Here is a 21467-nt window from a genome sequence, read left to right as displayed (position 1 = left end):
TTCGCTGTTTAGATGCTGAATGCCGGCAGCTTGCGTTCGACGCGATGCTTGGCCAGATGCGCGATCTTGGGCAGGCCGTTCTCGAACGGGGGGAAGTCCTCGCCCTGGATCAGCGGCGACAGGTAGCGGCGGCATTCCTCGGTGATGCCGAAGCCGTCCTCGCGGATGAAGTCGCGGGGCATGAACTTCTCGCGGTTGGCCACCTCGGCCAGCGGCGCGGCCTCCACGGTCCAGGTGTAGGGGGCATCGCCGGTGCGCTTGATGGCCGGCATCTTGGCGTTGTCGCCGGCCAGCGCCAGCTCGACGGCCTTCTCGCCCACGGCGTAGGCCTGGTCCACGTCGGTCTTGGAGGCCAGGTGGCGGGCGGCGCGCTGAAGGTAGTCGGCCACGGCCCAGTGGTACTTGTAGCCCAGGTCCTGCTTGACCATGCCGGCGAGTGTCGGTGCCACGCCGCCCAGCTGGCGGTGGCCGAAGGCGTCGGTATTGCCGGAGTCGGCCAGGAAGGTGCCATCCTCGTAACGGGCGCCCTCGGAAACCACGATCACGCAGTAGCCGTAGTCCTTGACGGACCGCTCGACCCGGGCCATGACCGCGGCACGGTCGAAGGCCACCTCGGGGAAGATCACCAGATGCGGTGCGTCGCCTTCCTTGTCGCCGGCCAGGGCGCCGGCGGCGGCGATCCAGCCCGCATGCCGGCCCATCACCTCGAGCACGAACACCTTGGTGGAGGTGGCGCACATGGAGGCGATGTCGAGCGACGCCTCGAGGGTGGAGGTGGCGATGTACTTGGCCACGCTGCCGAAGCCCGGCGAGTTGTCGGTGATCGGCAGGTCGTTGTCCACGGTCTTCGGCACGTGGATGGCGGTCAGCGGGTAGCCCATCTTCTCGGACAGCTGGGAGACCTTGAGGCAGGTGTCGGCGCTGTCGCCGCCGCCGTTGTAGAAGAAGTAGCGGATGTCGTGGGCCTTGAAGACCTCGATCAGGCGCTCGTACTGGGCGCGGTGGGTCTCGATGTCCTTGAGCTTGTAGCGACAGGAGCCGAAGGCGCCGGCCGGGGTATGGCGCAGGGCGGCGATCGCTTCGTCACTCTCCTCGCTGACGTCGATCAGGTCCTCGGTGAGGGCGCCGATGATGCCGTTGTGGCCGGCGTAGACCTTGCCGATCTGGTCGGAGTGGCGGCGGCAGGCCTCGATCACGCCGCAGGCACTGGCGTTGATCACGGCGGTGACGCCGCCGGACTGGGCGTAGAAGGCGTTGTGCTGGGCCATGGAGCTATCCTGTTGCTGGTCGCGTCAAGGGAAGGGCAGCCGTGGCGCGGCGAGCGCTTCCCGGCTTCGTCCCGAAAAGCCGCGATTCTAGCCCATCGCCCCCATGGCTGCATCCTGTCGGCGACACGCGACGTGCGACGCCTGACACGCGGCGCCGTGCGCTGGAGAGGTCGCAGGCGCCATGCTAGGCTGCCGCTTTTCGCCGGTCCGCCGGCACACCGACGTTCGGTAGCGGAGTTTGCATGCACCTTCATATTCTCGGCATTTGCGGCACCTTCATGGGCAGCCTGGCCCTGCTGGCTCGTGAGGCCGGCCATCGGGTCAGCGGGTCGGACGCCGGCGTCTATCCGCCCATGAGCACTCAGCTCGAGCAGGCGGGCATCGCGCTGACCGAGGGTTTCGCCGCCGAGAACCTCGAGCCGGCGCCGGACCTGGTGGTGATCGGCAACGCCCTCTCGCGGGGCAATCCCGAGGTGGAAGCGGTGCTCGACCGCGGCCTGCCCTATGTCTCCGGCCCCCAGTGGCTGGCCGAGCAGGTGCTGCCCGGGCGGCGGGTGATCGCCGTGGCCGGCACCCACGGCAAGACCACCACCGCCAGCCTGACCGCCTGGCTGCTGGAGGCCGCGGGCCTGGCGCCGGGGTTCCTGATCGGCGGCGTGCCGCGCAACTTCGGCGTTTCGGCGCGGCTGGGTGGCGCCGATGCGCCCTTCGTGGTCGAGGCCGACGAATACGACACGGCCTTCTTCGACAAGCGCTCCAAGTTCGTGCACTACCGGCCCGAGATCGCGGTGCTGGGCAACCTGGAGTTCGACCACGCCGACATCTTTCCCGATCTGGCCGCCATCGAGCGCCAGTTCCACCACCTGGTGCGCACCGTGCCGGGCAAGGGGCGGCTGCTGGTGGCCGACGGCGAGCCGGCGCTTGAGCGCGTGCTCGAACAGGGTCGCTGGACGCCGGTGGAGCGCTTCGGCACCGCACCGGACAGCGCCTGGCACCTGGCCCTCGAGCGCGACGATGCCAGCCGTTTCCGGGTCGTGCATCGCCGCGATGACGGCGGCGAGGACGCCGCGCTGGTCGACTGGTCGCTGAGCGGCGCCTACAACGCCCGCAACGCCGTGGCGGCGCTGGCCGCCGCCCACGCCTGCGGCGTCTCGCTGGCCGATGGCGCCGAGGCGCTGGCCCGCTTCGCCACCCCGCGGCGGCGGCAGGAGCTGCGCGGCGAGGTGGCCGGCATCCAGGTCATCGACGACTTCGCCCACCACCCCACCGCCATCGCCGCCACTCTCGGCGGGCTGCGGGCCTCCGCCCGGCAAGGGCGGCTGCTGGCGGTGATCGAGCCGCGCTCCAACACCATGCGTCTCGGCACCCTGCGCGAGCGCCTGGCCGGCAGCGTGGCCGATGCCGACGCCGCCTACTGGTACCAGCCGGCGGGACTCGACTGGACCTTGGCGCCGGTGGTCGAGGCCAGCGGCCGGCCCGGCGGCGTGTTCGACGATCTGGACGGCCTGGTGGCGGCGCTGGTGGCCGAGGCGCGCCCGGGCGACCGACTGGTGGTGATGTCCAACGGCGGCTTCGGCGGTATCCATGAGAAGCTGCTGGCGGCGCTGGAGGTGGCCCATGGCGGCTGAGCACGGCAGCGAGCGCTTCGGCGCCCCGGTCACCGTGGCGCTGACCGGCGCCTCCGGCGCCCAGTACGGGCTGCGCCTGATCGAGGCGCTGGTGGCGGCCGAGCGCGAGGTCTGGGTGATGATCTCCAAGGCCGCGCACCTGGTCATCGCCACCGAGACCGAGACCGACCTGCCGGCGCGCCCCGAGCGGCTGGCCGAGGCGCTCACCGAGCGCGCGGGTGCCGCGCCGGGGCAGATCCGCTGTTTCGGCCGCGAGGACTGGATGGCGCCGGTGGCCAGCGGCTCCGGCGCCAGCTCGGCGATGGTGATCTGTCCCTGTTCCACGGGCACGCTCTCGGCGGTGGCCTGCGGGGCCAGCAACAACCTGATCGAGCGCGCCGCCGACGTGGCGCTGAAGGAACGCCGTCAGCTGATCCTGGTGCCGCGTGAGACGCCGCTGTCGGCGATCCACCTCGAGCACATGCTGAACCTGACGCGCCTGGGGGCGGTGGTGATGCCGGCGGCGCCGGGCTTCTACCATCGGCCGGCCTCGGTCGAGGACCTGGTCGACTTCATCGTCGCGCGCATTCTCAATCAGCTCGGCATCGCGCATCGTCTGATGCCTCGCTGGGGCGAGTAGACCGGCCCGGGCCAGGGAGCGCCCGGACATGCCGCCGTCATGTCGGCCCGCCATGCTGAGCGGGTCGCAAGTTCAAGGAGGATCTTGTCATGATCTCGCTGTCTGTGCTGTCGGTGTTCGTGCCGACCTTCCTGCTGGTGTCACTGACGCCGGGCATGTGCATGACCCTGGCCATGGTGCTGGGCATGACCCAGGGCGTGCGACGCACCCTGTGGATGATGGTCGGCGAACTCGTCGGCGTGGGGCTGGTCGCCGTGGCGGCCGGCGCCGGCGTGGCCACGCTGATGCTGAGCCAGCCGGCGCTGTTCGCGGTGTTCAAGTGGCTGGGCGGGGCCTATCTGGCCTATCTCGGCGTGATGATGTGGCGCTCCCGCGGTCGCATGGCGATTCCCGACAACCTCGAGAGCCAGGGCTGCGCCGGACGCCGGGAACTGGCCATGCAGGGCTTCGTCACTGCGGTGGCCAATCCCAAGGGCTGGGCCTTCTTCGTGGCCCTGCTGCCGCCGTTTCTCGACGCCTCGCGGCCGCTCGCCGCGCAGCTGGGCGCGCTGGTGTCCATCATCCTGACCATCGAGTTCGTTGCCCTGCTGGCCTACGCCACCGGCGGCCAGACCCTGCGCCATCTGCTGGGCCAGGCCGACAAGGTGCGGCTGCTCAACCGCCTGGCCGGTACGCTGATGATCGGCGTCGGGGTCTGGTTGATCCTGGGCTAGCGTCGAGCGACAAGCGCCGAGCTACCCGCAAACCCCGAAGGTGCCAGCCTTCGGGGTTTTCTCATGTGTCGGACGGTTCACGCTATGTGAGTTGCAGCTTGCAGCTTGCAGCTTGCAGCTTGCAGCTTGCAGCTTGCAGCTTGCGCCCTAAGCGGGCCCCAGCCAGGCGATGCGCGCGGCGACCAGCGCCAGCGATGCCGTGCCGAGCATCAGCCACGGGCAGGGCCGCAGGGTGCGGTGGGGCCGGCGTTGCCAGGCGAGCTGTACCAGCGCGCAGACCACCAGCCCCATCAGGGCGCCGCCGATCAGATCGCTCAGCCAGTGGACGCCCAGCACCAGCCGCGACAGCGCCATGGGCACGATGAGGGCGATGGCGCCCCAGTAGGCCCAGAAGCGGCGTGGCAGCGGCAGCTCCCGGGCGATGAAGGCCGCGGCCAGGCCGAACAGCACCACGGCGGTGGACGTGTGGGCGCTGGGGTAGGAGAAGGAATCCGTCAGGTGCAGCGGCGTGTGCGGGCGGGCGCGGCCGATCAACGCCTTGCCGAGACCGTTGAGCGCGGCGATGCCGACCAGTCCGCCGACGAAGTGGCTCAGGATGTCGAGTCGCCCCCGGGCCAGCCACCAGAGCGTCCAGGGCAGCATCAGGGCGATCACGCCGTACAGGTCGCCGAGGCGCGCAAGGAGCTCGGCGAGGCCCGTCAGCCCGGGAATCGCCAGCTCGTTCAGCAGCGCATCGAGCCGCCGGTCCATGGGCAGTGGGCCGCCGTGCTGCAGCACCACCAGGGTCCAGGCCGACAGCGCGGTGAGTGAGGTCAGCAACAGCAGCCAGGTGCCGAGGGGCGCCTCGCGGCCTCGGCGGCGGGCCAGGGAGCGCCACAGTCGGCGGCCATGGGGGTGGCGGCGCAGCAGGGCGGCCATGGCCCGATAGATCAGGCCGTCGTGGTGGGTCTGATGGCGCAGCCAGGAGAAGATCAGTGCCAGCACGACGACCAGGCCGCCCAGCCCCGCCAGCCAGGGGTGCAGGGCCTCGGGCACGCCCGGCAGGCGCTGCCAGGTGCGGCCGAGCAGATAGCCGGGCAGCACGTAGGCCGGCGCCCACAGGGCGGCCGAGCCGAGGTTGGCCAGGGTGAAGCGGCGCGGTGGCATGTGCAGCATGCCGGCGATCAGCGGAACCACCGGCCGCACCGGGCCGACGAAGCGGCCCAGGAAGACCGACAGCGTGCCATGGCGGTGAAAGAAGCGAGCGCCCTGGGCGAGCCATTCGGGGTAGCGGGACAGCGGCCACAGAGTGGTAACGCGCTCGCGCTGGGTGTAGCCGAGCCAGAAGCTCAGGCCGTCACCGATCACGGCGCCGACGAAGGCGGCTGCCATCATCGCCGCGACCGATAGCTCCTGGTGGCCGGCCATGGAGGCGACGGCGGTGATCAGCACCACCCCGGGCACCAGCAGGCCCACCAGGGCCAGCGACTCCACCAGGGCGATGAGCGCGGTGAGCAGCAGCAGCATCGCTGGCGATGGCGTCAGCCGCTGAAGCAGGTCGACGAGATCCAAGGTTCCCTCCTTGATCGATGGGGCGCTAGCCGATGGCCAGGGCCTGGGTCATGGCCTGCAGGCGGGTCAGGAAGGAGACTCGAGGTTCGCCTGGGCGTGGCGTTTCCATGCGCAGCCGCACTTCCAGCGGGCCGGTATCCATCAGCATCACCTGCTCCAGCGTCTGCTGCAGGCGCTGTTGGACCAGCAGCGCGCCGCTTTCCGTGGTGTCGGGCAGCACCAGCCAGAAGGCGGCTTCGTCCTCACGGCCCAGCGCGTCGAGTTCGCGACAGTCCTGGTGCACGCTGTGGCAGAACGTGGTCAGCATGGTGCGGCGTGTGGCGTCGCCGAACTGCTCGCGGGTCATGTCGAGCTGGGGCAGGTGGATCACCAGCACCGCCAGGGGGCGCTCGAGCAGGCGAGCACGCTCGAACTCGCCGATCAGGCGCTCGTGCAGCCGTGTGCGGGTCAGCGCCGTGCATTCCCGTTCCAGCGGGTCGGTGGCCTGCAGCAGCATGCGCTGGCGCAGGCGGTCCCACAGCGTCAGGGTGGCCACGGCGACCAGCGCCAGATAGGTGGCGGCGAGGTCGGCGTCGGCCTTGCCGTTGCCGAGCAGCGCCAGCCAGATCGGCGTCAGGGCCAGGTTGAGGAAGATGGCGGGGCCCAGCGGCAGCAGCACCAGGGTGAGAATCGGCGGCAGGCCGATCCAGAGCGTCGGGTGCCCGCTCTGGTCAGGCAGCTCGACGGCGATCAGCAGGAAGCCGCAGATCAGGGCCAGATAGGCGGAGGCGCGTGTCGGCGTTCTGCCGGTGGCGGCCAGCAGTGCGGCCAGGGCCATGACCGGGGCCAGCAGGGCGGGCAGCAGGATGCGTGCGTAGTGGCCCATCAGGTAGAACCACAGCGCCTGGCCGAGCAGCAGCAGGGTGGTGATGCCGAGCACCAGAAGGAACAGGCGCGGACGGGGCGTGCTCGTGTCAGTCATGATGGACGATCTCCCGGGCCTCGATGTGCCGGGCCTGGCGCTTCAGGGCGCGGCGTTCGCCCGACAGCGAGCCCAGCCTTGGCAGGGCGATGACCCGGACGCGTGCCGAGTCGTCGATATCCGCCAGCAGGACCCGGCGCCGTTCGGCGGCCTGTTCGGCGTCGCGATGAATCAGCAGCAGCGCCAGGGTGCGTCGGTCCAGGCGGTAGCCGTTCTCGAACGGTCGGAGTCGCTGGCACAGCCGTTCGGCCAGCGACCACAGCTGCCTTCGGCGGACGTGGAGCAGCACCAGTTCCACATGGCTGTCTTCCCGTCGGGCTCGCTCCCGTTCGCGCTGCACGTCGTGGCGCAGGCACTGGCTCGGCCACAGGGGCAGTCCGGGAAGCAGTCGGGCGCGATGGCGGATCCTGCGCTGCAGGGCCTGTAGCTCCAGCGCGCGTGCCAGCCCCAGCAGCATCAGGCCGGCCAGCAGCAGGCCGGCCAGTGCCCACTGTTCCGTATCCAGCGACGGGCGCAGGTGCCACCAGCTGGTGACGGCCAGCGCCGCGTTGAGCAGCAGCACCCAGCGAGGCTGAGGCACCATCAGCAGGATGGCCCAGGCCCACAGCCAGGTCAGGTGGCGGTCCGGCGTGACCCACAGCAGGGCGGCCAGCAGCAGCCCCGGCAGCAGTTGCCAGGGCACGGTGGCCGGATGGCGGCGGCGGCGGGCCGCCTGGCTGGCGGTCACCGTCAGCCACAGCGCGGCGAGGCCCAGCAGCAGGGCGTCCGGCAGCGTCTCGGCGGTGATGGCCAGGAAGCTGGCGAGGCCGGCAGCGATCAGCAGGTTGACGCGCATCAGCCCGACTTTGTACTTGCTCAGCATGGTGACTTAGTATGGGCTCCTTCCCGTTCCGACACGAGCCTGGGGCGCGGTCTGATGCCCCGCAGCGATTTCCTGGAGACACTCTACGGCATGACAGCTCACGCCTCCCACTCCGATGATGCCATCACCGACGTCGACGCCTACATGCAGCGCCTGGGCCAGCAGGCTCGTACCGCCGCCGCTCGCCTGCGCCGCGCCGACACCGCATCCAAGAACGCCGCCCTGAAGGCCATGGCCGAGCGCCTGGATGACGCCCGCGACGCGGTGCTGGCGGCCAACGCCCGGGACCTGCAGCGCGGCCGCGAGAACGGTCTGGATGCAGCGCTGCTCGACCGCCTGGCGTTGAACGAGGCGCGCGTCGACGCCATGATCGAGGGCCTCCACCAGGTCGCGGCACTGCCTGATCCGGTGGGCGAGATCGACGGTCTGAGCGCCCGGCCGAGCGGCATCCAGGTCGGCCACATGCGGGTGCCGCTGGGCGTGATCGGTATCATCTACGAATCGCGGCCCAACGTCACCATGGAAGCGGCCAGCCTGTGCCTGAAGTCGGGCAACGCGGCCATCCTGCGCGGCGGCTCCGAGGCCCGTGAATCCAACGCCGCCATCGCGGCCTGCCTCCGCGAGGGGCTCGAACACGCCGGCCTGCCGGAGGCGGCGGTCCAGGTGGTGGCGACCACCGACCGCGCCGCGGTCGGACGGTTGATCGGCATGCCCGAGTATGTCGATGTGATCATCCCGCGGGGCGGCAAGTCGCTGATCGAGCGTATCTCCCGCGAGGCGCGCGTGCCGGTGATCAAGCACCTGGACGGGGTCTGCCACGTCTATCTCGACGCCAGCGCGGACCGTGACAAGGCGCTGGCCATCGCCGTCAATGCCAAGACCCAGCGCTACGGCACCTGCAACACCATGGAGACCCTGCTGGTCGACGCCCCGGTGGCCGAGGACCTGCTCCCGGCCCTGGCCGCGGCCTACGCCGAGTATGGCGTGGAGCTGCGTGGCTGCGAGCGCACTCGGGCGATCCTCGCCGACGTCGCCCCGGCCAGCGAAGCCGACTGGGCGGCCGAGTACCTGGCGCCGGTGCTGGCGATCCGCGTGGTCGATGGCATCGACGACGCCATGGCGCATATCGAGCGCTACAGCTCGCGGCACACGGATGCCATCGTCACCGAGAACTACACCCTGGCGCGGCGCTTCCTGGCCGAGGTCGACTCGAGCTCGGTGATGGTCAATGCCTCGACCCGCTTCGCCGACGGCTTCGAATACGGCCTGGGGGCCGAGATCGGCATTTCGACCGATCGCCTGCACGTGCGCGGCCCGGTGGGACTCGAGGGGCTGACCACGCGCAAGTACGTGGTGCTCGGTGACGGTCAGATCCGTCAGTGAACGAGGTGTCGATGAAGGCGGCGTCAGAGCGCGCGGCGGGCGAGAGCGCCCCGCGCATCGCCATGCTGGGCGGGACCTTCGACCCGGTCCATCTCGGTCACCTGCGCAGCGCCGTGGAGCTGCATGAGGCGCTGGGGCTCGATCGGGTGCACATGATGCCCGCGGCCCGGCCGCCTCTGCGGGGCGAGCCGCGCATCACCCCCGAGGAGCGCCTGTCGCTGCTGCGCCTGGGGATCGGCGATACCCCAGGTCTGATCGCCGACCCGCGTGAGCTTGAGCGCGAGGGGCCGTCCTACAGCGCCGATACCCTGGCGGAGCTGCGCCGGGAGTTCGGCCCCGAGGCGCGGCTGGTCATGGCGCTGGGTCACGATGCCTTCCTGCGCCTGGCCGACTGGCATGCCCCCGAACGGCTCTTCTCCCTGGCCCACCTGGTGGTGGTGGATCGCCCTGACCACGAGGCCGACCTGCCCGGGCCGCTCGCCGAGCTCATCGACGGTCGTGAGGTCGAGACTCCGGCGGCGCTGATGGCCTCGCCGGCCGGCGGGCTCCTGCGCCTGCGGCTGCCGTCGCGCATGGCGATTTCCGCCACCGAGGTGCGTCGGCGCCTGGCGGAGGGACGCAGCGTGCGCTATCTGCTGCCCGAGGTGGTCGAGGAACGAATCCTCTCCGCGGGACTCTACCGTCGCTAGCCGCCGGCGGCTCGGCGCAAAAAAACGTCGTCGAGCCGTCATCGGGCGCTGCCAGGCTTCGCCCGAGCCGGTACAATGGCGGCAACATCATTTTCCGCCTAGAGGGGCTGATACGAAGGGTATGCACATCGACGCACTCAAGACGCTGGTGCTGAATGCACTGGAGGAACTCAAGGCTCAAGACATCGCCGTCATCGACGTTTCCCACCTGACCAGCGTGACCGACCTGATGGTGGTCGCCAGCGGCACCTCCAACCGCCACCTGGCGGCGCTGTCCAGCAAGCTGATCCAGACGGTGAAGGAAGAGGGCGTGGCGCCGCTGGGGGTCGAGGGTGAAAGCGGTGCCGACTGGGTGCTGGTCGACCTCGGCGACATGGTGGTGCATCTGATGATGCCCGAGACCCGGGCGCTCTATGACCTGGAGCGTCTGTGGGCCGACCTGCCGAGCGACGGCCAGGCGCTGGAGGAAGAAGAGCGGGCCCACGGCGCTTCATGAAGGTGAGACTGCTGGCCGTCGGCACCAAGATGCCCGACTGGGTGACCAAGGGCGTCGAGGAGTATCGCAAGCGCCTGCCGCGAGACTTCGCCCTCGAGATCGAGGAGATCGCCCCCGGGGCCCGGGGCAAGAACGCCGATACCCGCCGCGCCATCGCCCAGGAGTCCGAACGCCTGCGTGCCCGGCTCAAGGGCGACGAGCATCTGGTGGCGCTGGAGGTGGGCGGCAAGACCTGGAGCACCGAACAGCTGGCCGCCCAAGCCGAGGACTGGCGCCTCGGCGGGCGCGACGTGGTGCTGCTGGTCGGTGGGCCCGACGGGCTCGACCCGGCGCTGTCCGCCAGTGCCGATCAGCGCTGGTCGCTGTCGCCGCTGACGCTGCCGCATCCGCTGGTGCGCATCCTGCTGGCCGAGCAGCTCTATCGGGCCTGGACCCTGATGGTCGGCCATCCCTACCATCGCTGATCGCTCGAGGTCGCCGCCAAGCATGCGTCAGCCACGCGACACCCTGAAGAACCCCCAGCAGGAACTGCGGATCTTTCGCCTGCGCTCGCTGCTGGCGGTGGTCATCGTGCTGCTCCTCAGCGGCCTGCTGGCGGGCCGCCTGTTCTACCTGCAGGTGGTTCAGCACGAGAAATACAGCACCCGTTCCGAGAAGAATCGCGTGCGGGTCGAGCCGCTGCCGCCGACCCGCGGGCTGATCTACGACCGCAACGGCGAGCTGCTGGCCGAGAACCGGCCGACCTACAATCTGACGCTGGTGCGCGAGCGGGTCGACGACCTGGACGCGACCCTGGCGCTGCTGGTCGACCTGCTCGATCTGCCCGCGGATCAGGTCGAGGCCTTCCGCGAGCGCTCGCGGCAGCGTCAGCGCCCCTATCAGCCGGCGCTGCTGATGAGCGATCTCGACGAGGAGCAGATCGCCCGGCTGGCGGTCAACCGCCATCGGTTGCCCGGCGTCGAGGTCGAGGCGCAGCTGCTGCGCTATTACCCGGACGCCGAGGCCATGTCCCACGTGCTCGGCTATGTCGGCCGGATCAACACCGAGGAGCTGCAGCGGGTCGATGCCGGCAACTATGCCGGGACCCACTTCATCGGCAAGACCGGCGTCGAGCGCTTCTATGAGGACACGCTGCACGGTCAGGCGGGGCTGCGCAAGGTGGAGACCAATGCCCGCGGCCGGGTGCTGCGCGAGCTGGGACACACCGATCCGGTGCCCGGGGAAAACCTGACGCTGACCCTGGACAAGGGGCTGCAACACCTCGCCGTGGACCTGCTCGACGGGCGGCGGGGCTCCATCGTGGCGATCGCCCCGCAGACCGGCGAGATCCTGGCCATGGCCTCGGTCCCGGGGTTCGATACCAACCAGTTCGTGACCGGCATCGACGTGGCCTCCTACCGGGCGCTGCAGCAGGACATCGACCTGCCGCTGTTCAATCGCGCCATCCGTGGCAGCTATCCCGCCGGCTCGACCATCAAGCCGTTCATGGCCATCACCGGCCTGCGCGACGGGGAGATCACCCCCGACGAGGTGATCTACGACCCCGGCTACTACCAGCTGCCCAACGATTCGCGCCGTTATCGCAACTGGCTGCGCTGGGGGCACGGGCGGGTGGATCTCGAGCGGGCGCTGGAAGTGTCCAACAACACCTACTTCTATTCCCTGGCCCACGAGCTCGGCATCGACCGCATCCACGACAGCCTGGCGCAGTTCGGTTTCGGCACCCGGGTGGCCGCCGACGTCTACGGCCAGGGCACCGGCCTGCTGCCGTCCCGGGACTGGAAACGGGCCCGCTTCGATCAGCCCTGGTATCCCGGCGAGACGCTCTCGGTGGGCATCGGCCAGGGCTATCTGCAGATCACGCCGCTTCAGCTGGCCTCGGCCACCGCGGTGCTGGCCAATCGTGGCGACTGGGTCAAGCCGCGCCTGGTGCGCGAGACCGGCGACGCGCCGATGCCGCTCGACCTGGACGATACGCCGCCGGACGTCGAGCTCGAGCATCCCGAATGGTGGGAGCGGGTCGTCTCGGGCATGGAGCAGGTGCTCTCCGGCAACGAGGGCACCGCGCGGCGTGCCGGGGCGGGGCTCGAGTATCGCATGGCCGGCAAGTCCGGTACCGCACAGGTGTTCTCGCTGGGGCAGGATCAGCGCTACAACGCCGACGAGCTCAAGGAGCGGCTGCGCGACCATGCCCTGTTCATGGCCTTCGCACCGGTGGAAGACCCGCAGATCGCGGTGTCGGTGATCATCGAGAATGCCGGCGGGGGCAGCAGCCATGCGGCCGCTCCGGCCCGGGCCATGACCGACTACTGGCTGCTCGAGCGCGATCACGGCGAGATCCCGCCGGAAGAGGTGGCCGACGAGGAAGCCGACATCGAGGGAGAGGGATGATGGCCATGGTCGACGTGCTGCTGCGACGCCCGCACCCGGTGAAACCCACCGCCAGCGGGATGTCTCGCAAGCGCAGCCTCTGGGAACGCATTCACCTCGACCCCTGGCTGCTCGGCCTGCTGCTGGCGCTGATGTCGGCCGGCCTGGTGGTGCTCTACAGCGCCGGCGGGCAGAGCATGCATATCGTTATCGCCCAGGCGATTCGCTTCGGGGTCGCCCTGGCGGGCATGGTGATCATCGCCCAGTTCTCGCCGGCCACCCTGTTGCGCTGGGCGCTGCCGGCCTATCTGGTGGGCATGCTGATGCTGCTGGCGGTGGAGATCATGGGCGACATGGGCATGGGTGCCCAGCGCTGGCTGGAGATTCCCGGGGTGGTGCGCTTCCAGCCATCCGAGATGATGAAGCTGGCGGTGCCGATGATGGTGGCGGCCTGGCTGAGTCGTCGCGAGCTGCCGCCGCGCTGGCAGGACCTGCTGGTCTGTGCGCTGCTGATCGGCGCGCCGGTGCTGCTGATCGCCCGTCAGCCCGACCTCGGTACCTCGCTGCTGGTGGCCATGGCGGCGGTGTTCGTGATCCTGCTGGCCGGGCTGTCGTGGCGCATCATCGGGGTGCTCGCCGCGCTGGCCGCCGCCGCGCTGCCGCTGCTGTGGATGAACATGCACGACTATCAGCGCCAGCGGGTGCTGACCTTCCTGTCCCCCGAGAGCGACCCGCTCGGCGCCGGCTGGAACATCATTCAGTCGACCACCGCCATCGGCAGTGGCGGGGTCTGGGGCAAGGGCTGGCTGCAGGGGACCCAGTCGCAGCTGGAGTTCCTGCCCGAGAGCCACACCGACTTCATCGTCGCGGTGCTCGGCGAAGAGTTCGGCATGATCGGCATGCTGGCCTTCCTGGTGCTGTATCTGCTGATCGTGTGCCGTGGGCTGTGGCTCGCGGGGGCAGCACAGGAGTCCTTCGGGCGTCTGCTGGCCGGCAGCATCATCCTGACCTTCTTCATCTATGTCTTCGTCAATATCGGCATGGTCAGCGGCATCCTGCCGGTGGTCGGCGTGCCGCTGCCGCTGGTCAGCTACGGGGGGACCTCCAGCGTGACCTTGCTGGCCGGTTTCGGTATTCTCATGGCCATTCACTCGCACCGCCGCCTGCTGCCGCGCTAGCGCGGCCGGCGGGCCGACAGACTCAGGGAGAGACGCATGACGGTGACGATGTCGCGACACGGACGCCGCTGGTTGGGCCTGGCCCTCGGCGGCCTGCTGGCGGGCTTGTCCGCCGGCGTTTCGGCGGCGGATTTCGATCCGCAGCAGGGCAAGGTCCGGGCACTGGTGGATGAAGTGGCCGAGCGCGGCATCGACCGCGACTGGGCCGAGCGGGCCATGGGCCGCGCCGAGTTCCGCCAGGAAGTGCTCGACGCCATGTCCGGCGCCGCCGAACATCGCATGGTGTGGCACGACTATCGCGATATCTTCCTCGGCGAGGAGCGCATCCAGCAGGGCGTGGCCTTCATCGACGCCCATCGCGAGGCCTTCGAACGCGCCGAGGCCGAGTACGGCGTGCCGCCGGAGATGATCGCCGCGATCCTCGGCGTCGAGACCCGATACGGCCGGATCACCGGCGATCATCGGGTGCTCGACTCGCTGTCGACCCTGGCCTTCAACCACCCGCGGCGAGGCGACTTCTTCCGCGGCGAGCTCGCTGCCTTCCTCGAGATCACCTATCGCCAGGAGGTCGATCCGGCGAGTATCGAGGGCTCCTATGCCGGCGCCATGGGCTACCCGCAGTTCATCCCCACCAGCTATCGCGCCTATGCGGTGGACTTCGACGGCGACGGCCATCGCAACCTCTGGACCAATCCCGTGGATGCCATCGGCAGCATCGCCAACTACTTCGCCGAGCACCGCTGGCAGCCGGGGGCGCCGATCTACCACGAGGCCGAGGGGCCGAGCGTGCGCCCCGATGGCATCACCTTCAACGCCGCACGGCCACCGAGCGCGAGCGTTGGCGAACTGGCCGCGGCGGGCATCGAGAGCGAGGCGGCGCTGGCCGCCGACACCCAGGTGGTACCGCTGGCGCTGGAGATGGAAGACGGCAGCCTGCGCTACCGTTTCGGTCGCGACAATTTCTACGTCATCACTCGCTATAACCACAGCTATCTCTATGCCATGGCGGCCACCGAGCTGGCCGAGGCCATCGCCGAGGCGGAAGGGCGCCAGGCCGACTGGTTCACCGCGACCGCCGCCGACCCGGAGGAACGCCCATGAAGGCCTGGTGGATTCCGCTGCTGGCCACGCTGGTGTTGACCGGCTGTGCCGGTGGCGGCGGTACCGCGCCGGCGCCGTCCGGGCAGGCGAGCGTCGACGATGGCGCCGCCGACGACGGGGGGCGTTACGCCATGAGCAGCGACGCCTATCCCGAGGAGCCGCCCGACGTCAGCCAGGTACCGGATGCGGTGCCGCGCGTCGAGCCACGCTCCCGGGCCGGCAATCGTTCGACCTACGAGGTGTGGGGCAAGACCTATCACGTGCTGGACGACGCCACCGGCTATGAGCGCCGAGGCACCGCGTCCTGGTACGGCGAGAAGTTCCAGGGCTATGCCACGTCCAACGGCGAGATCTACGACATGTACAAGATGAGCGCCGCTCATCGCTCGCTGCCGCTGCCGAGCTTCGCGAGGGTCACCAACCTCGACAACGGCCGCTCGGTGATCGTGCGCGTCAACGATCGTGGTCCCTTCCACAGCGAGCGCGAGATCGATCTCTCCTATGCCGCGGCGGCGCGCCTCGACATCCTCGATCACGGTACCGGCCGCGTGCGGGTCGAGGCGATCGACCCCGTGGCCTGGCAGGCCGAGCACGGGGGCGGTGCCGATGAGGCTCGGGCCGTGGCGTCCGGCGAGGCCTCGGCGCCGACCGAGCCCGTCGACGCGGCCCCGGCCCGCGCCCCGGCGTCTGAGCACGTCGTCTATCTGCAGGTCGCGGCGCTGGGCTCTGCCGAGGGCGCTCGCGAGCTCAAGGTCCGGCTGCAGGATGCGCTGTCACAGCCGGTGCGGGTGGCCTCCGAGGCCGGCCTGCATCGCGTTCAGGTCGGCCCGCTGGCCGGCCGAACCCAGATCGACCCGGTGCGCGGCGAGTTGCGCCGGGCCGGTTTCGACGAGGCCTTTGTCGTCGATACCAGGGCCGACTGAGTCGGCCCCGAATCTTCCCGATGTTCCCGAAGAGACTGTCCTTCATGAAACCCCTGAGCTCCATCATGCTACGTCGGCTGCTGCCGATTCTGTTGATCTGCCTGTCGCTGGTGTCCTCGCCGCTGCTGGCGCAGATGCCTCAGCCCGATACCGCCGCGATCCCGCGGTCGGTGATTCCGTCGCCGCCGCGGCTGGCGGCCAGCTCCTGGATCCTCATGGACGCCGACAGCGGTCGCGTGCTGGCGCAGCACAATCCCGACGAGCGCCTGCCGCCGGCCAGCCTGACCAAGCTGATGACCGCCTACCTGGTCGAGCGCGAACTCGAGAGCGACAACATCTCGCCGGACGACATGGTGCCGATCAGCGAGAAGGCCTGGCGCACCGGGGGCTCGAAGATGTTCGTCGAGGTCGGCGATCGGGTGCCTGTCAGCGAGCTGCTGCACGGCATCGTCATCGTCTCCGGCAACGACGCCAGCGTGGCCATGGCCGAGTACCTGGCCGGCGGTACCGAGCCCTTCGCCGATCTCATGAACCAGCACGCCGTGCAGCTGGGGATGACCAACACTCACTACGAGAATCCCACCGGGCTGCCCCACGACAACCACTATTCCTCGGCCCGTGACCTGTCGATCCTGGCTCAGCACATCATCAACGACTATCCGGACCACTACCGGATGTACGAGCAGAAGCACTTCACCTACGGCGGGATCGAGCAGCCGAACCGCAACCTGCTGCTGTGGCGGGATGCCAGCGTCGACGGCCTGAAAACCGGCTGGACCGAGGCCGCGGGCTACTGCCTGGTAGCGTCCGCCGAGCGCGACGACATGCGCCTGATCTCGGTGGTGATGGGCACCGACTCCAAGGAGGCGCGGGCCCAGGAGTCCCAGAAGCTGCTCAGCTATGGTTTCCGCTACTACGAGACGCTCAAGCTCTATGATCAGGGAGCCGTGCTCAACACCCCGCGGGTGTGGGGTGGCGATCGCAACGAGCTCAAGGTCGGCGTGGACGAGGACGTGCACATGACCGTGCCCCGCAATCGCGACCAGGAGCTGACCGCCAAGCTGGACATTCGCTCCGACATCACCGCGCCGATCGCCGCCGGCGAGCAGGTGGGCACCATGGAAGTGCGCCTCGGCGACGAGGTGGTGGGGCAGCGCCCGCTGCTGGCGCTGGAGCCGGTCGAGGAGGGTGGTTTCTTCAAGCGCCTGTTCGACAAGGTGCAGCGCTTCTTCATCAACCTGGTGGGCGGCTTCTTCGACTGAGCGGGGTCGCCTTGGTGGGCGGGCGCGGGTCGCGTAGAATGAAGGGTCGACATGCTTTCGGACGGTTGACGGATGAGCAACAAGACCCTGCGCGACCTGCGCCAGCCCAGCACCACCGCTTCCGGCGGTGGTGAACCCCCCAGGATCGAATTTCCCTGCGACTACCCGGTCAAGGTCGTGGGCGACGCCGCCGAGGACTTCACCGCGGTGGTGTGTCAGGTGGTGACCCGCCACGATCCCGAATTCGATGCCAACGCCATCCAGGTCGTGCCGAGCCGCAACGGGCGTTTCGTCTCGGTGCGCATCACCCTGCGCGCCACCGGCGAGGCCCAGCTCCAGGCCCTGTTCGCCGAGCTCAAGGCCTGCGAGCGCGTGCACATGGTGCTCTGAGATGGTGCCTTTGACGCTGCATCGCCTCGGCCGGCAACCCTACGAGCCGGTATGGCGGGCGATGAGCGAGCTGACCGATACCCGCGACGCCGACACCCCGGATCAGATGTGGCTGGTCGAGCACGACCCGGTGTTCACCCAGGGGCGTGCCGGCAAGCCCGAGCATCTGCTGATGCCCGGCGATATCCCGGTGGTGCAGACCGATCGTGGCGGACAGGTCACCTATCATGGCCCCGGCCAGGTGGTGCTCTATCCGCTGCTGGACGTGAGACGCGCCGGCATCGGCGTGCGCGAGCTGGTCAGCGCGCTGGAGAATGCCGCCGTCGCGCTGCTGGCCGGGTACGGCATCGAGGCCCATGCCCGTCCGGACGCCCCCGGTGTCTACGTGGGCGAGGCCAAGATCGCTTCGCTGGGCCTGCGAATCCGGCGTGGGGCGAGCTTCCACGGCATTGCCCTGAACGTCGATGGCGATCTGTCGCCCTTCGATCGCATCAATCCCTGCGGCTACGCCGGCCTGGCGATGACCCGGGTGGCCGATCTGGTGGATGACGCGCCGTCGGTGGCGGACGTCGGCGAAGCGCTCGCCGCCTGTCTGGCCCGTGAGCTGGATCGAGGGCTGGTGCCGGTGGAAGAGTAGAAGAGTAGGGCATTGCCCGGCCGGATGCTCGGATGAGATCCGGGTCAGCCGATGCGCAACGAAAAAGCCCGAGGCGTCTGCCTCGGGCTTTTTCATGTCGGCGCCTGCCGCGATGTGTCAGCTGACGTTACGGGCGGGGATGATGTTCGGATCGGCCTGCTGGCCCGGCACCTCGGCGGGGGAGGCGAGCTCCAGGCCCAGGTTGTTGTTCTCGAACACCCGGTCGGCGCGGTAGCTGGAGCGCACCAGCGGGCCGGACGGCACTTCCATGAAGCCCTTCTCGAGGCCCTTCTGGCGATAGTGCTCGAACTCCTCGGGGGTGACCCAGCGCTCCACCGGCAGGTGGTTGCGGGTCGGACGCAGGTACTGGCCGAGGGTGACGATGTCGACGCCGATCTCGCGCAGGTCGTCGAAGGTCTGCATGATCTCTTCCTCGGTCTCGCCGAGGCCGACCATCAGGCTGGTCTTGGTGATCACGTCCGGCCGATGGCGCTTGGCGTGGGCCAGCACGTCCAGAGTCTTGCGGTAGCCGGCGCGGGGGTCGCGCACGCGGTGGGTCAGGCGCTCCACGGTCTCGACGTTCTGGGCGAACACCTCAAGGCCGGCGTCCACCACCTTCTCGATGGCGCTGGGGGCGCCATCGAAGTCCGGCGTCAGGGCCTCCACCGCGACCTCGGGGGTGCGGGCCTTGATGGCGCGGATGCAGTCGGCATAGTGGCCGGCGCCGCCATCGGGCAGGTCGTCGCGGTCCACCGAGGTGAGCACGATGTAGCGCAGGCCCATCAGCTCCACCGACTTGGCGGTGTTCTCGGGTTCCTCGGTGTCCAGCCAGCCCTTTGGGTTGCCGGTGTCGACGGCACAGAAGCGGCAGGCGCGGGTGCATACCGAGCCCATCAGCATGATGGTGGCGGTGCCGTTGCTCCAGCACTCGCCCATGTTGGGGCAGTGCGACTCGGCGCAGACCGTGCTCAGCCGATGCTCGGCCACGTTCTTCTTCACGGCGTCGAAGCGCTCGCCGCCGGGGATCTGGGCCCGCAGCCACTTGGGCTTGCGGCCCAGTTCGGGGCTCTCTTCGGCCTGCTGGCGCGCCTTCATGCCATCCTTGATGGCCGTGGCGCCGTGTTCGTTGCGGTATTTCTCGCCGCTGGACACTGACTTGCTGGTGTTGTCGCTCATGAGCTGGCGTTTCTCCACTCGGCGGCCGGTCGCCGCGCGTCTCGCCCTCGGGCGGCCGGTGGTGCTGTCTAGGATCTGTCTATCCAGAATCTTTGGGTGCTTAAACTACCATATTTGCTGTCCGGCTGGACAGGCGCCTCAGGAGAGGGCACTGGGCAGGCAGGCCACGCCGTGGCTGGGCAGGGGCGCGGGACCGGCGGCGAAATGGTGCTGCCATTCGTCCAGATGACGCCGCACGAAGCGCAGGAACAGTTCGGTGACCGGCGTGGGGAAGCGCTCCCGGTGGTAGACGGTGCACCAGGAATGTCGCAGCGGGAAGCCGGGCAGGTCGAGGGTCGCCAGCAGCCCGGCCTCGAGTTCCAGGCGCACCGCCAGGCGTGGCAGCACGGCCACCCCGAGCTGAGCCATCACGCCCTGCTTGACCGCCTCGTTGGTGCCCATCTCGATGGCGTGGTCGAGGCGCACGTCCTGGTCGGCGGCGAGCTCCTCCAGGGCGCCGCGCACGCCGGAGCCGGGTTCGCGCATCAAGAGGTAGTGGCGTGCGAGGTCCTCGAGCGTCGGTTGCCTTGCGTCGAGCAGCGGATGGCCCGGCCACACCACCGGGATCATCTCGTTGTCGAGGATCGGCATGAATTCCAGGGCGTCGTCGTCCGGCACCCGGGCCATGATCACCAGGTCGTCGCGGCGCTCGGTCAGTCGCTCCAGGGCCTGGCTGCGGTTGCACACCCGCAGGCGGATCTGGACGTTGGGATAGTGGGCGCGAAAGCGCGCCAGCAGGTGGGGCACCACGTACTGGGCGGTGGAGACCGCCGCCAGGTTGAGCTCGCCGGTGATGGTGCCCTCCAGATCGGAGAGGCTCATCTGCAGCCGCGAGATCTGGCCGAAGATGGCCTGGGTCGAGGCGGCCAGGGCATCGGCGGCGGGCAGGGCGTGCAGGGTGCGGCCGGCATACTTGAACAACGGATGGCCGAGGGCCTGCTCGAGCTGGCGCACCTGGGCGCTGACCGCCGGCTGGGTCAGGCCCAGGGTCTCGGCCGCCCGGGAGTAGGACTGGCGTTCGTAGACGGCGCGGAATACCTGGAGCTGGCGGAAGGTCAGGCGGTTGAGCAGCTTGGGCGTGGTCATGGATCATCCGTTGCGGCGGCGCGGGAGCGTCCGGCGGGGTGCCCGTTCATGCTAGCATCTCGAGCCTGCCCGCCGGTAATGTCCGACATTGGGCGCCTCCCGTTCGCCGCTCGCTCGGCCCCGTCGACTTCCGCCAGTGGAAACCGCTCATGATCTCTTCGCACCCCCTTCCTCGCCGGCCGCTGATCGTGGGCGATGGCGTCGCGGCCCTGCGGCTGCGTCAGGCCGCCCGGGAGCTGGGCATCACGACCCTCAGCGCCGAGGGTGAGCCCGAGGGGCTGGTGGCCAGGGCGCGAGAGCTCGGCTGTGATGCCCTGCATCCCGGCGAAACGCCACCCTCGTATCAATGGCGGATGGCCACCGCCTGCCGTGAGGCCGGACTGCGCTTTCTCGGGCAGGGCAAGACGCTGCTCGCCGCCATGGCCGACGAGGGGGTCATGCGACGTCTGATGCAGGAGGCCGGATTGCCGCTGGCCCCGGTCGAGGCCACGGGGCCCCAGGTGCGCGTCTCGCTGCTGGCCGACGGCGCGGGCCGGGTGGTGCATCTGGCGCCGCGTCAGACGCTGCCGGACGGTTCGTCGCTGGCGCCGCTGGCCTGGCTGACGCCCGAGCGAAGCGCCTACCTCGGCCGGCTGGCGGGGCAGGGCGTGGCGGCGCTCGGGGCGACGGGGCTGGTCGAGGCGAGGTTTCGCGTGGTCGACAATGCGGTGGGCTTCGATTCCCTGGTGCCCGGGCCGAACGGTGAGGAAGCCCTCGACGAGTCGCTGTTCGGCCTCGACCCGCTGCTGACCCAGTGGCGCCTTTGGGGGGGCGAGCGGCTGGGCGAGCGCCAGAGTGGCCTGCGCGCCCGGGGGCATGCCCGGCTGTGGCGTCTGACCCTGCCCGAGGGCGCGCGCCTCGACGGCGGCCCCGGCGTTCGTCTGGACAGCGCCGGTCCCGGTCATGCCTCGCGGCTGGTGGTCTGGGGGCGGCGCCCCGGGGATCTTCACGGGCGGACGCGGCGGGCGCTTTCGGCCCTGCTGGGAGAGGACGAGGCGCGGAAGCGCCTGGCCGATGACTGAGTCTGGTCTCGCGTCGTGGCGATGTCTGGGTTATATTGCATTGCAGCAAAGGCGGTTCGGCGCTGGAGGCGTGT

The 21467-nt window shown here is 69.6% G+C and carries 21 protein-coding genes; 15 read left to right on the top strand and 6 right to left on the bottom strand.

Annotated elements, in window-relative coordinates:
* Window positions 1–8: 8 nt before the first annotated feature.
* Window positions 9–1268 (bottom strand): 6-phosphofructokinase, encoded by a 1260-nt coding sequence (locus CVH10_RS02755; protein ID WP_106487743.1) that lies wholly within the window; start codon window positions 1266–1268, stop codon window positions 9–11.
* A gap of 242 nt (window positions 1269–1510) precedes the next feature.
* On the opposite strand from CVH10_RS02755, the gene mpl reads away from it, so the two are divergent.
* The 3 genes from mpl to CVH10_RS02740 all read left to right on the top strand — a co-directional run bounded on the left by mpl (window position 1511) and on the right by CVH10_RS02740 (window position 4228).
* Complete coding sequence (gene mpl / locus CVH10_RS02750) at window positions 1511–2896, top strand: UDP-N-acetylmuramate:L-alanyl-gamma-D-glutamyl-meso-diaminopimelate ligase (RefSeq protein WP_106487742.1); 1386 nt, start codon at window positions 1511–1513, stop codon at window positions 2894–2896.
* Window positions 2886–3515, top strand: coding sequence for a flavin prenyltransferase UbiX (locus CVH10_RS02745; RefSeq protein ID WP_046080180.1), 630 nt, complete (start codon window positions 2886–2888; stop codon window positions 3513–3515). The genes mpl and CVH10_RS02745 overlap by 11 nt, the downstream gene beginning before the upstream one ends.
* A gap of 89 nt (window positions 3516–3604) precedes the next feature.
* On the top strand, window positions 3605–4228 hold the full coding sequence (locus tag CVH10_RS02740) for a LysE family translocator (protein ID WP_181244340.1): 624 nt from the start codon (window positions 3605–3607) through the stop codon (window positions 4226–4228).
* A 147-nt stretch (window positions 4229–4375) separates the two neighbouring features.
* Here CVH10_RS02740 and CVH10_RS02735 read toward each other — a convergent pair whose 3' ends face one another.
* The 3 genes from CVH10_RS02735 to CVH10_RS02725 are packed head-to-tail and all read right to left on the bottom strand — an operon-like array spanning window position 4376 to window position 7602.
* Complete coding sequence (locus CVH10_RS02735; protein ID WP_106487741.1) at window positions 4376–5779, bottom strand: bifunctional DedA family/phosphatase PAP2 family protein; 1404 nt, start codon at window positions 5777–5779, stop codon at window positions 4376–4378.
* A gap of 25 nt (window positions 5780–5804) precedes the next feature.
* Window positions 5805–6740 carry a diguanylate cyclase gene (locus CVH10_RS02730; RefSeq protein ID WP_106487740.1) on the bottom strand — a complete coding sequence of 312 codons (936 nt, stop codon included), beginning with the start codon at window positions 6738–6740 and terminating at the stop codon, window positions 5805–5807.
* Window positions 6733–7602 carry a hypothetical protein gene (locus CVH10_RS02725; RefSeq protein ID WP_106487739.1) on the bottom strand — a complete coding sequence of 290 codons (870 nt, stop codon included), beginning with the start codon at window positions 7600–7602 and terminating at the stop codon, window positions 6733–6735. Before CVH10_RS02725 ends, CVH10_RS02730 begins: the two co-directional genes overlap by 8 nt.
* A gap of 90 nt (window positions 7603–7692) precedes the next feature.
* Between CVH10_RS02725 and CVH10_RS02720 the strand changes: the two genes are divergently transcribed.
* From CVH10_RS02720 to lipB, 11 genes are all read left to right on the top strand, one after another.
* The gene (locus tag CVH10_RS02720; protein ID WP_035596270.1) at window positions 7693–8985 is read left to right on the top strand and encodes a glutamate-5-semialdehyde dehydrogenase; all 1293 of its coding nucleotides are present in this window, start codon (window positions 7693–7695) and stop codon (window positions 8983–8985) included.
* 11 nt (window positions 8986–8996) lie between these two features.
* Entirely contained in the window at window positions 8997–9674 is a 678-nt protein-coding gene (gene nadD / locus CVH10_RS02715) for a nicotinate-nucleotide adenylyltransferase (protein WP_106487738.1), read from the top strand.
* A gap of 121 nt (window positions 9675–9795) precedes the next feature.
* Window positions 9796–10170, top strand: coding sequence for a ribosome silencing factor (gene rsfS / locus CVH10_RS02710; RefSeq protein ID WP_035596198.1), 375 nt, complete (start codon window positions 9796–9798; stop codon window positions 10168–10170).
* Complete coding sequence (rlmH, locus tag CVH10_RS02705; protein WP_035596195.1) at window positions 10167–10634, top strand: 23S rRNA (pseudouridine(1915)-N(3))-methyltransferase RlmH; 468 nt, start codon at window positions 10167–10169, stop codon at window positions 10632–10634. Before rsfS ends, rlmH begins: the two co-directional genes overlap by 4 nt.
* Window positions 10635–10656: 22 nt before the next feature.
* Window positions 10657–12561, top strand: coding sequence for a penicillin-binding protein 2 (gene mrdA, locus CVH10_RS02700; RefSeq protein WP_106487737.1), 1905 nt, complete (start codon window positions 10657–10659; stop codon window positions 12559–12561).
* A complete protein-coding gene (gene rodA / locus CVH10_RS02695; RefSeq protein WP_035596189.1) occupies window positions 12561–13718 on the top strand; it encodes a rod shape-determining protein RodA in 1158 nt (385 codons plus the stop codon). The genes mrdA and rodA overlap by 1 nt, the downstream gene beginning before the upstream one ends.
* Window positions 13719–13754: 36 nt before the next feature.
* Entirely contained in the window at window positions 13755–14819 is a 1065-nt protein-coding gene (gene mltB, locus CVH10_RS02690) for a lytic murein transglycosylase B (protein ID WP_106487736.1), read from the top strand.
* Entirely contained in the window at window positions 14816–15742 is a 927-nt protein-coding gene (locus CVH10_RS02685) for a septal ring lytic transglycosylase RlpA family protein (RefSeq protein ID WP_035596184.1), read from the top strand. The genes mltB and CVH10_RS02685 overlap by 4 nt, the downstream gene beginning before the upstream one ends.
* Before the next feature lie 44 nt (window positions 15743–15786).
* A complete protein-coding gene (locus CVH10_RS02680; RefSeq protein ID WP_035596267.1) occupies window positions 15787–17004 on the top strand; it encodes a D-alanyl-D-alanine carboxypeptidase family protein in 1218 nt (405 codons plus the stop codon).
* A gap of 72 nt (window positions 17005–17076) precedes the next feature.
* Window positions 17077–17394, top strand: coding sequence for a YbeD family protein (locus CVH10_RS02675; RefSeq protein ID WP_035596183.1), 318 nt, complete (start codon window positions 17077–17079; stop codon window positions 17392–17394).
* Between the two features lies 1 nt (window position 17395).
* On the top strand, window positions 17396–18031 hold the full coding sequence (lipB, locus tag CVH10_RS02670; RefSeq protein ID WP_106487735.1) for a lipoyl(octanoyl) transferase LipB: 636 nt from the start codon (window positions 17396–17398) through the stop codon (window positions 18029–18031).
* A 117-nt stretch (window positions 18032–18148) separates the two neighbouring features.
* Here the strand turns inward: lipB and lipA are convergent, their stop codons facing one another.
* Both lipA and CVH10_RS02660 read right to left on the bottom strand, forming a co-directional pair.
* Window positions 18149–19207: a lipoyl synthase gene (gene lipA / locus CVH10_RS02665; RefSeq protein ID WP_035596179.1), complete on the bottom strand. Its 1059-nt coding sequence runs from the start codon at window positions 19205–19207 to the stop codon at window positions 18149–18151.
* Between the two features lie 138 nt (window positions 19208–19345).
* Window positions 19346–20332 carry a LysR family transcriptional regulator gene (locus CVH10_RS02660; protein ID WP_106487734.1) on the bottom strand — a complete coding sequence of 329 codons (987 nt, stop codon included), beginning with the start codon at window positions 20330–20332 and terminating at the stop codon, window positions 19346–19348.
* Between the two features lie 149 nt (window positions 20333–20481).
* Between CVH10_RS02660 and CVH10_RS02655 the strand changes: the two genes are divergently transcribed.
* A complete protein-coding gene (locus CVH10_RS02655) occupies window positions 20482–21393 on the top strand; it encodes a hypothetical protein (protein ID WP_035596175.1) in 912 nt (303 codons plus the stop codon).
* The last annotated feature ends 74 nt before the right edge of the window (window positions 21394–21467 follow it).

This window comes from Halomonas sp. ND22Bw (genome assembly GCF_003011945.1).
Classification (GTDB): domain Bacteria; phylum Pseudomonadota; class Gammaproteobacteria; order Pseudomonadales; family Halomonadaceae; genus Halomonas; species Halomonas halophila.
Note: the sequence above shows the minus strand (reverse complement) of the source record. Positions and strands in the feature narration are given on the sequence as shown.

Excerpts from the sequence above, each read along its gene's own strand:
- rodA (WP_035596189.1), top strand. The coding sequence starts at position 12,561 with ATGGCCATGGTCGACGTGCTGCTGCGACGCCCGCACCCGGTGAAACCC.
- CVH10_RS02675 (WP_035596183.1), top strand. The coding sequence starts at position 17,077 with ATGAGCAACAAGACCCTGCGCGACCTGCGCCAGCCCAGCACCACCGCT.
- CVH10_RS02745 (WP_046080180.1), top strand. The coding sequence starts at position 2,886 with ATGGCGGCTGAGCACGGCAGCGAGCGCTTCGGCGCCCCGGTCACCGTG.
- CVH10_RS02685 (WP_035596184.1), top strand. The coding sequence starts at position 14,816 with ATGAAGGCCTGGTGGATTCCGCTGCTGGCCACGCTGGTGTTGACCGGC.
- CVH10_RS02655 (WP_035596175.1), top strand. The coding sequence starts at position 20,482 with ATGATCTCTTCGCACCCCCTTCCTCGCCGGCCGCTGATCGTGGGCGAT.
- mltB (WP_106487736.1), top strand. The coding sequence starts at position 13,755 with ATGACGGTGACGATGTCGCGACACGGACGCCGCTGGTTGGGCCTGGCC.
- CVH10_RS02720 (WP_035596270.1), top strand. The coding sequence starts at position 7,693 with ATGACAGCTCACGCCTCCCACTCCGATGATGCCATCACCGACGTCGAC.
- mpl (WP_106487742.1), top strand. The coding sequence starts at position 1,511 with ATGCACCTTCATATTCTCGGCATTTGCGGCACCTTCATGGGCAGCCTG.
- rlmH (WP_035596195.1), top strand. The coding sequence starts at position 10,167 with ATGAAGGTGAGACTGCTGGCCGTCGGCACCAAGATGCCCGACTGGGTG.
- mrdA (WP_106487737.1), top strand. The coding sequence starts at position 10,657 with ATGCGTCAGCCACGCGACACCCTGAAGAACCCCCAGCAGGAACTGCGG.
- CVH10_RS02660 (WP_106487734.1), bottom strand. The coding sequence starts at position 20,332 with ATGACCACGCCCAAGCTGCTCAACCGCCTGACCTTCCGCCAGCTCCAG.
- lipB (WP_106487735.1), top strand. The coding sequence starts at position 17,396 with ATGGTGCCTTTGACGCTGCATCGCCTCGGCCGGCAACCCTACGAGCCG.
- lipA (WP_035596179.1), bottom strand. The coding sequence starts at position 19,207 with ATGAGCGACAACACCAGCAAGTCAGTGTCCAGCGGCGAGAAATACCGC.
- CVH10_RS02730 (WP_106487740.1), bottom strand. The coding sequence starts at position 6,740 with ATGACTGACACGAGCACGCCCCGTCCGCGCCTGTTCCTTCTGGTGCTC.
- CVH10_RS02755 (WP_106487743.1), bottom strand. The coding sequence starts at position 1,268 with ATGGCCCAGCACAACGCCTTCTACGCCCAGTCCGGCGGCGTCACCGCC.
- CVH10_RS02680 (WP_035596267.1), top strand. The coding sequence starts at position 15,787 with ATGAAACCCCTGAGCTCCATCATGCTACGTCGGCTGCTGCCGATTCTG.
- CVH10_RS02740 (WP_181244340.1), top strand. The coding sequence starts at position 3,605 with ATGATCTCGCTGTCTGTGCTGTCGGTGTTCGTGCCGACCTTCCTGCTG.
- nadD (WP_106487738.1), top strand. The coding sequence starts at position 8,997 with ATGAAGGCGGCGTCAGAGCGCGCGGCGGGCGAGAGCGCCCCGCGCATC.
- CVH10_RS02725 (WP_106487739.1), bottom strand. The coding sequence starts at position 7,602 with ATGCTGAGCAAGTACAAAGTCGGGCTGATGCGCGTCAACCTGCTGATC.
- rsfS (WP_035596198.1), top strand. The coding sequence starts at position 9,796 with ATGCACATCGACGCACTCAAGACGCTGGTGCTGAATGCACTGGAGGAA.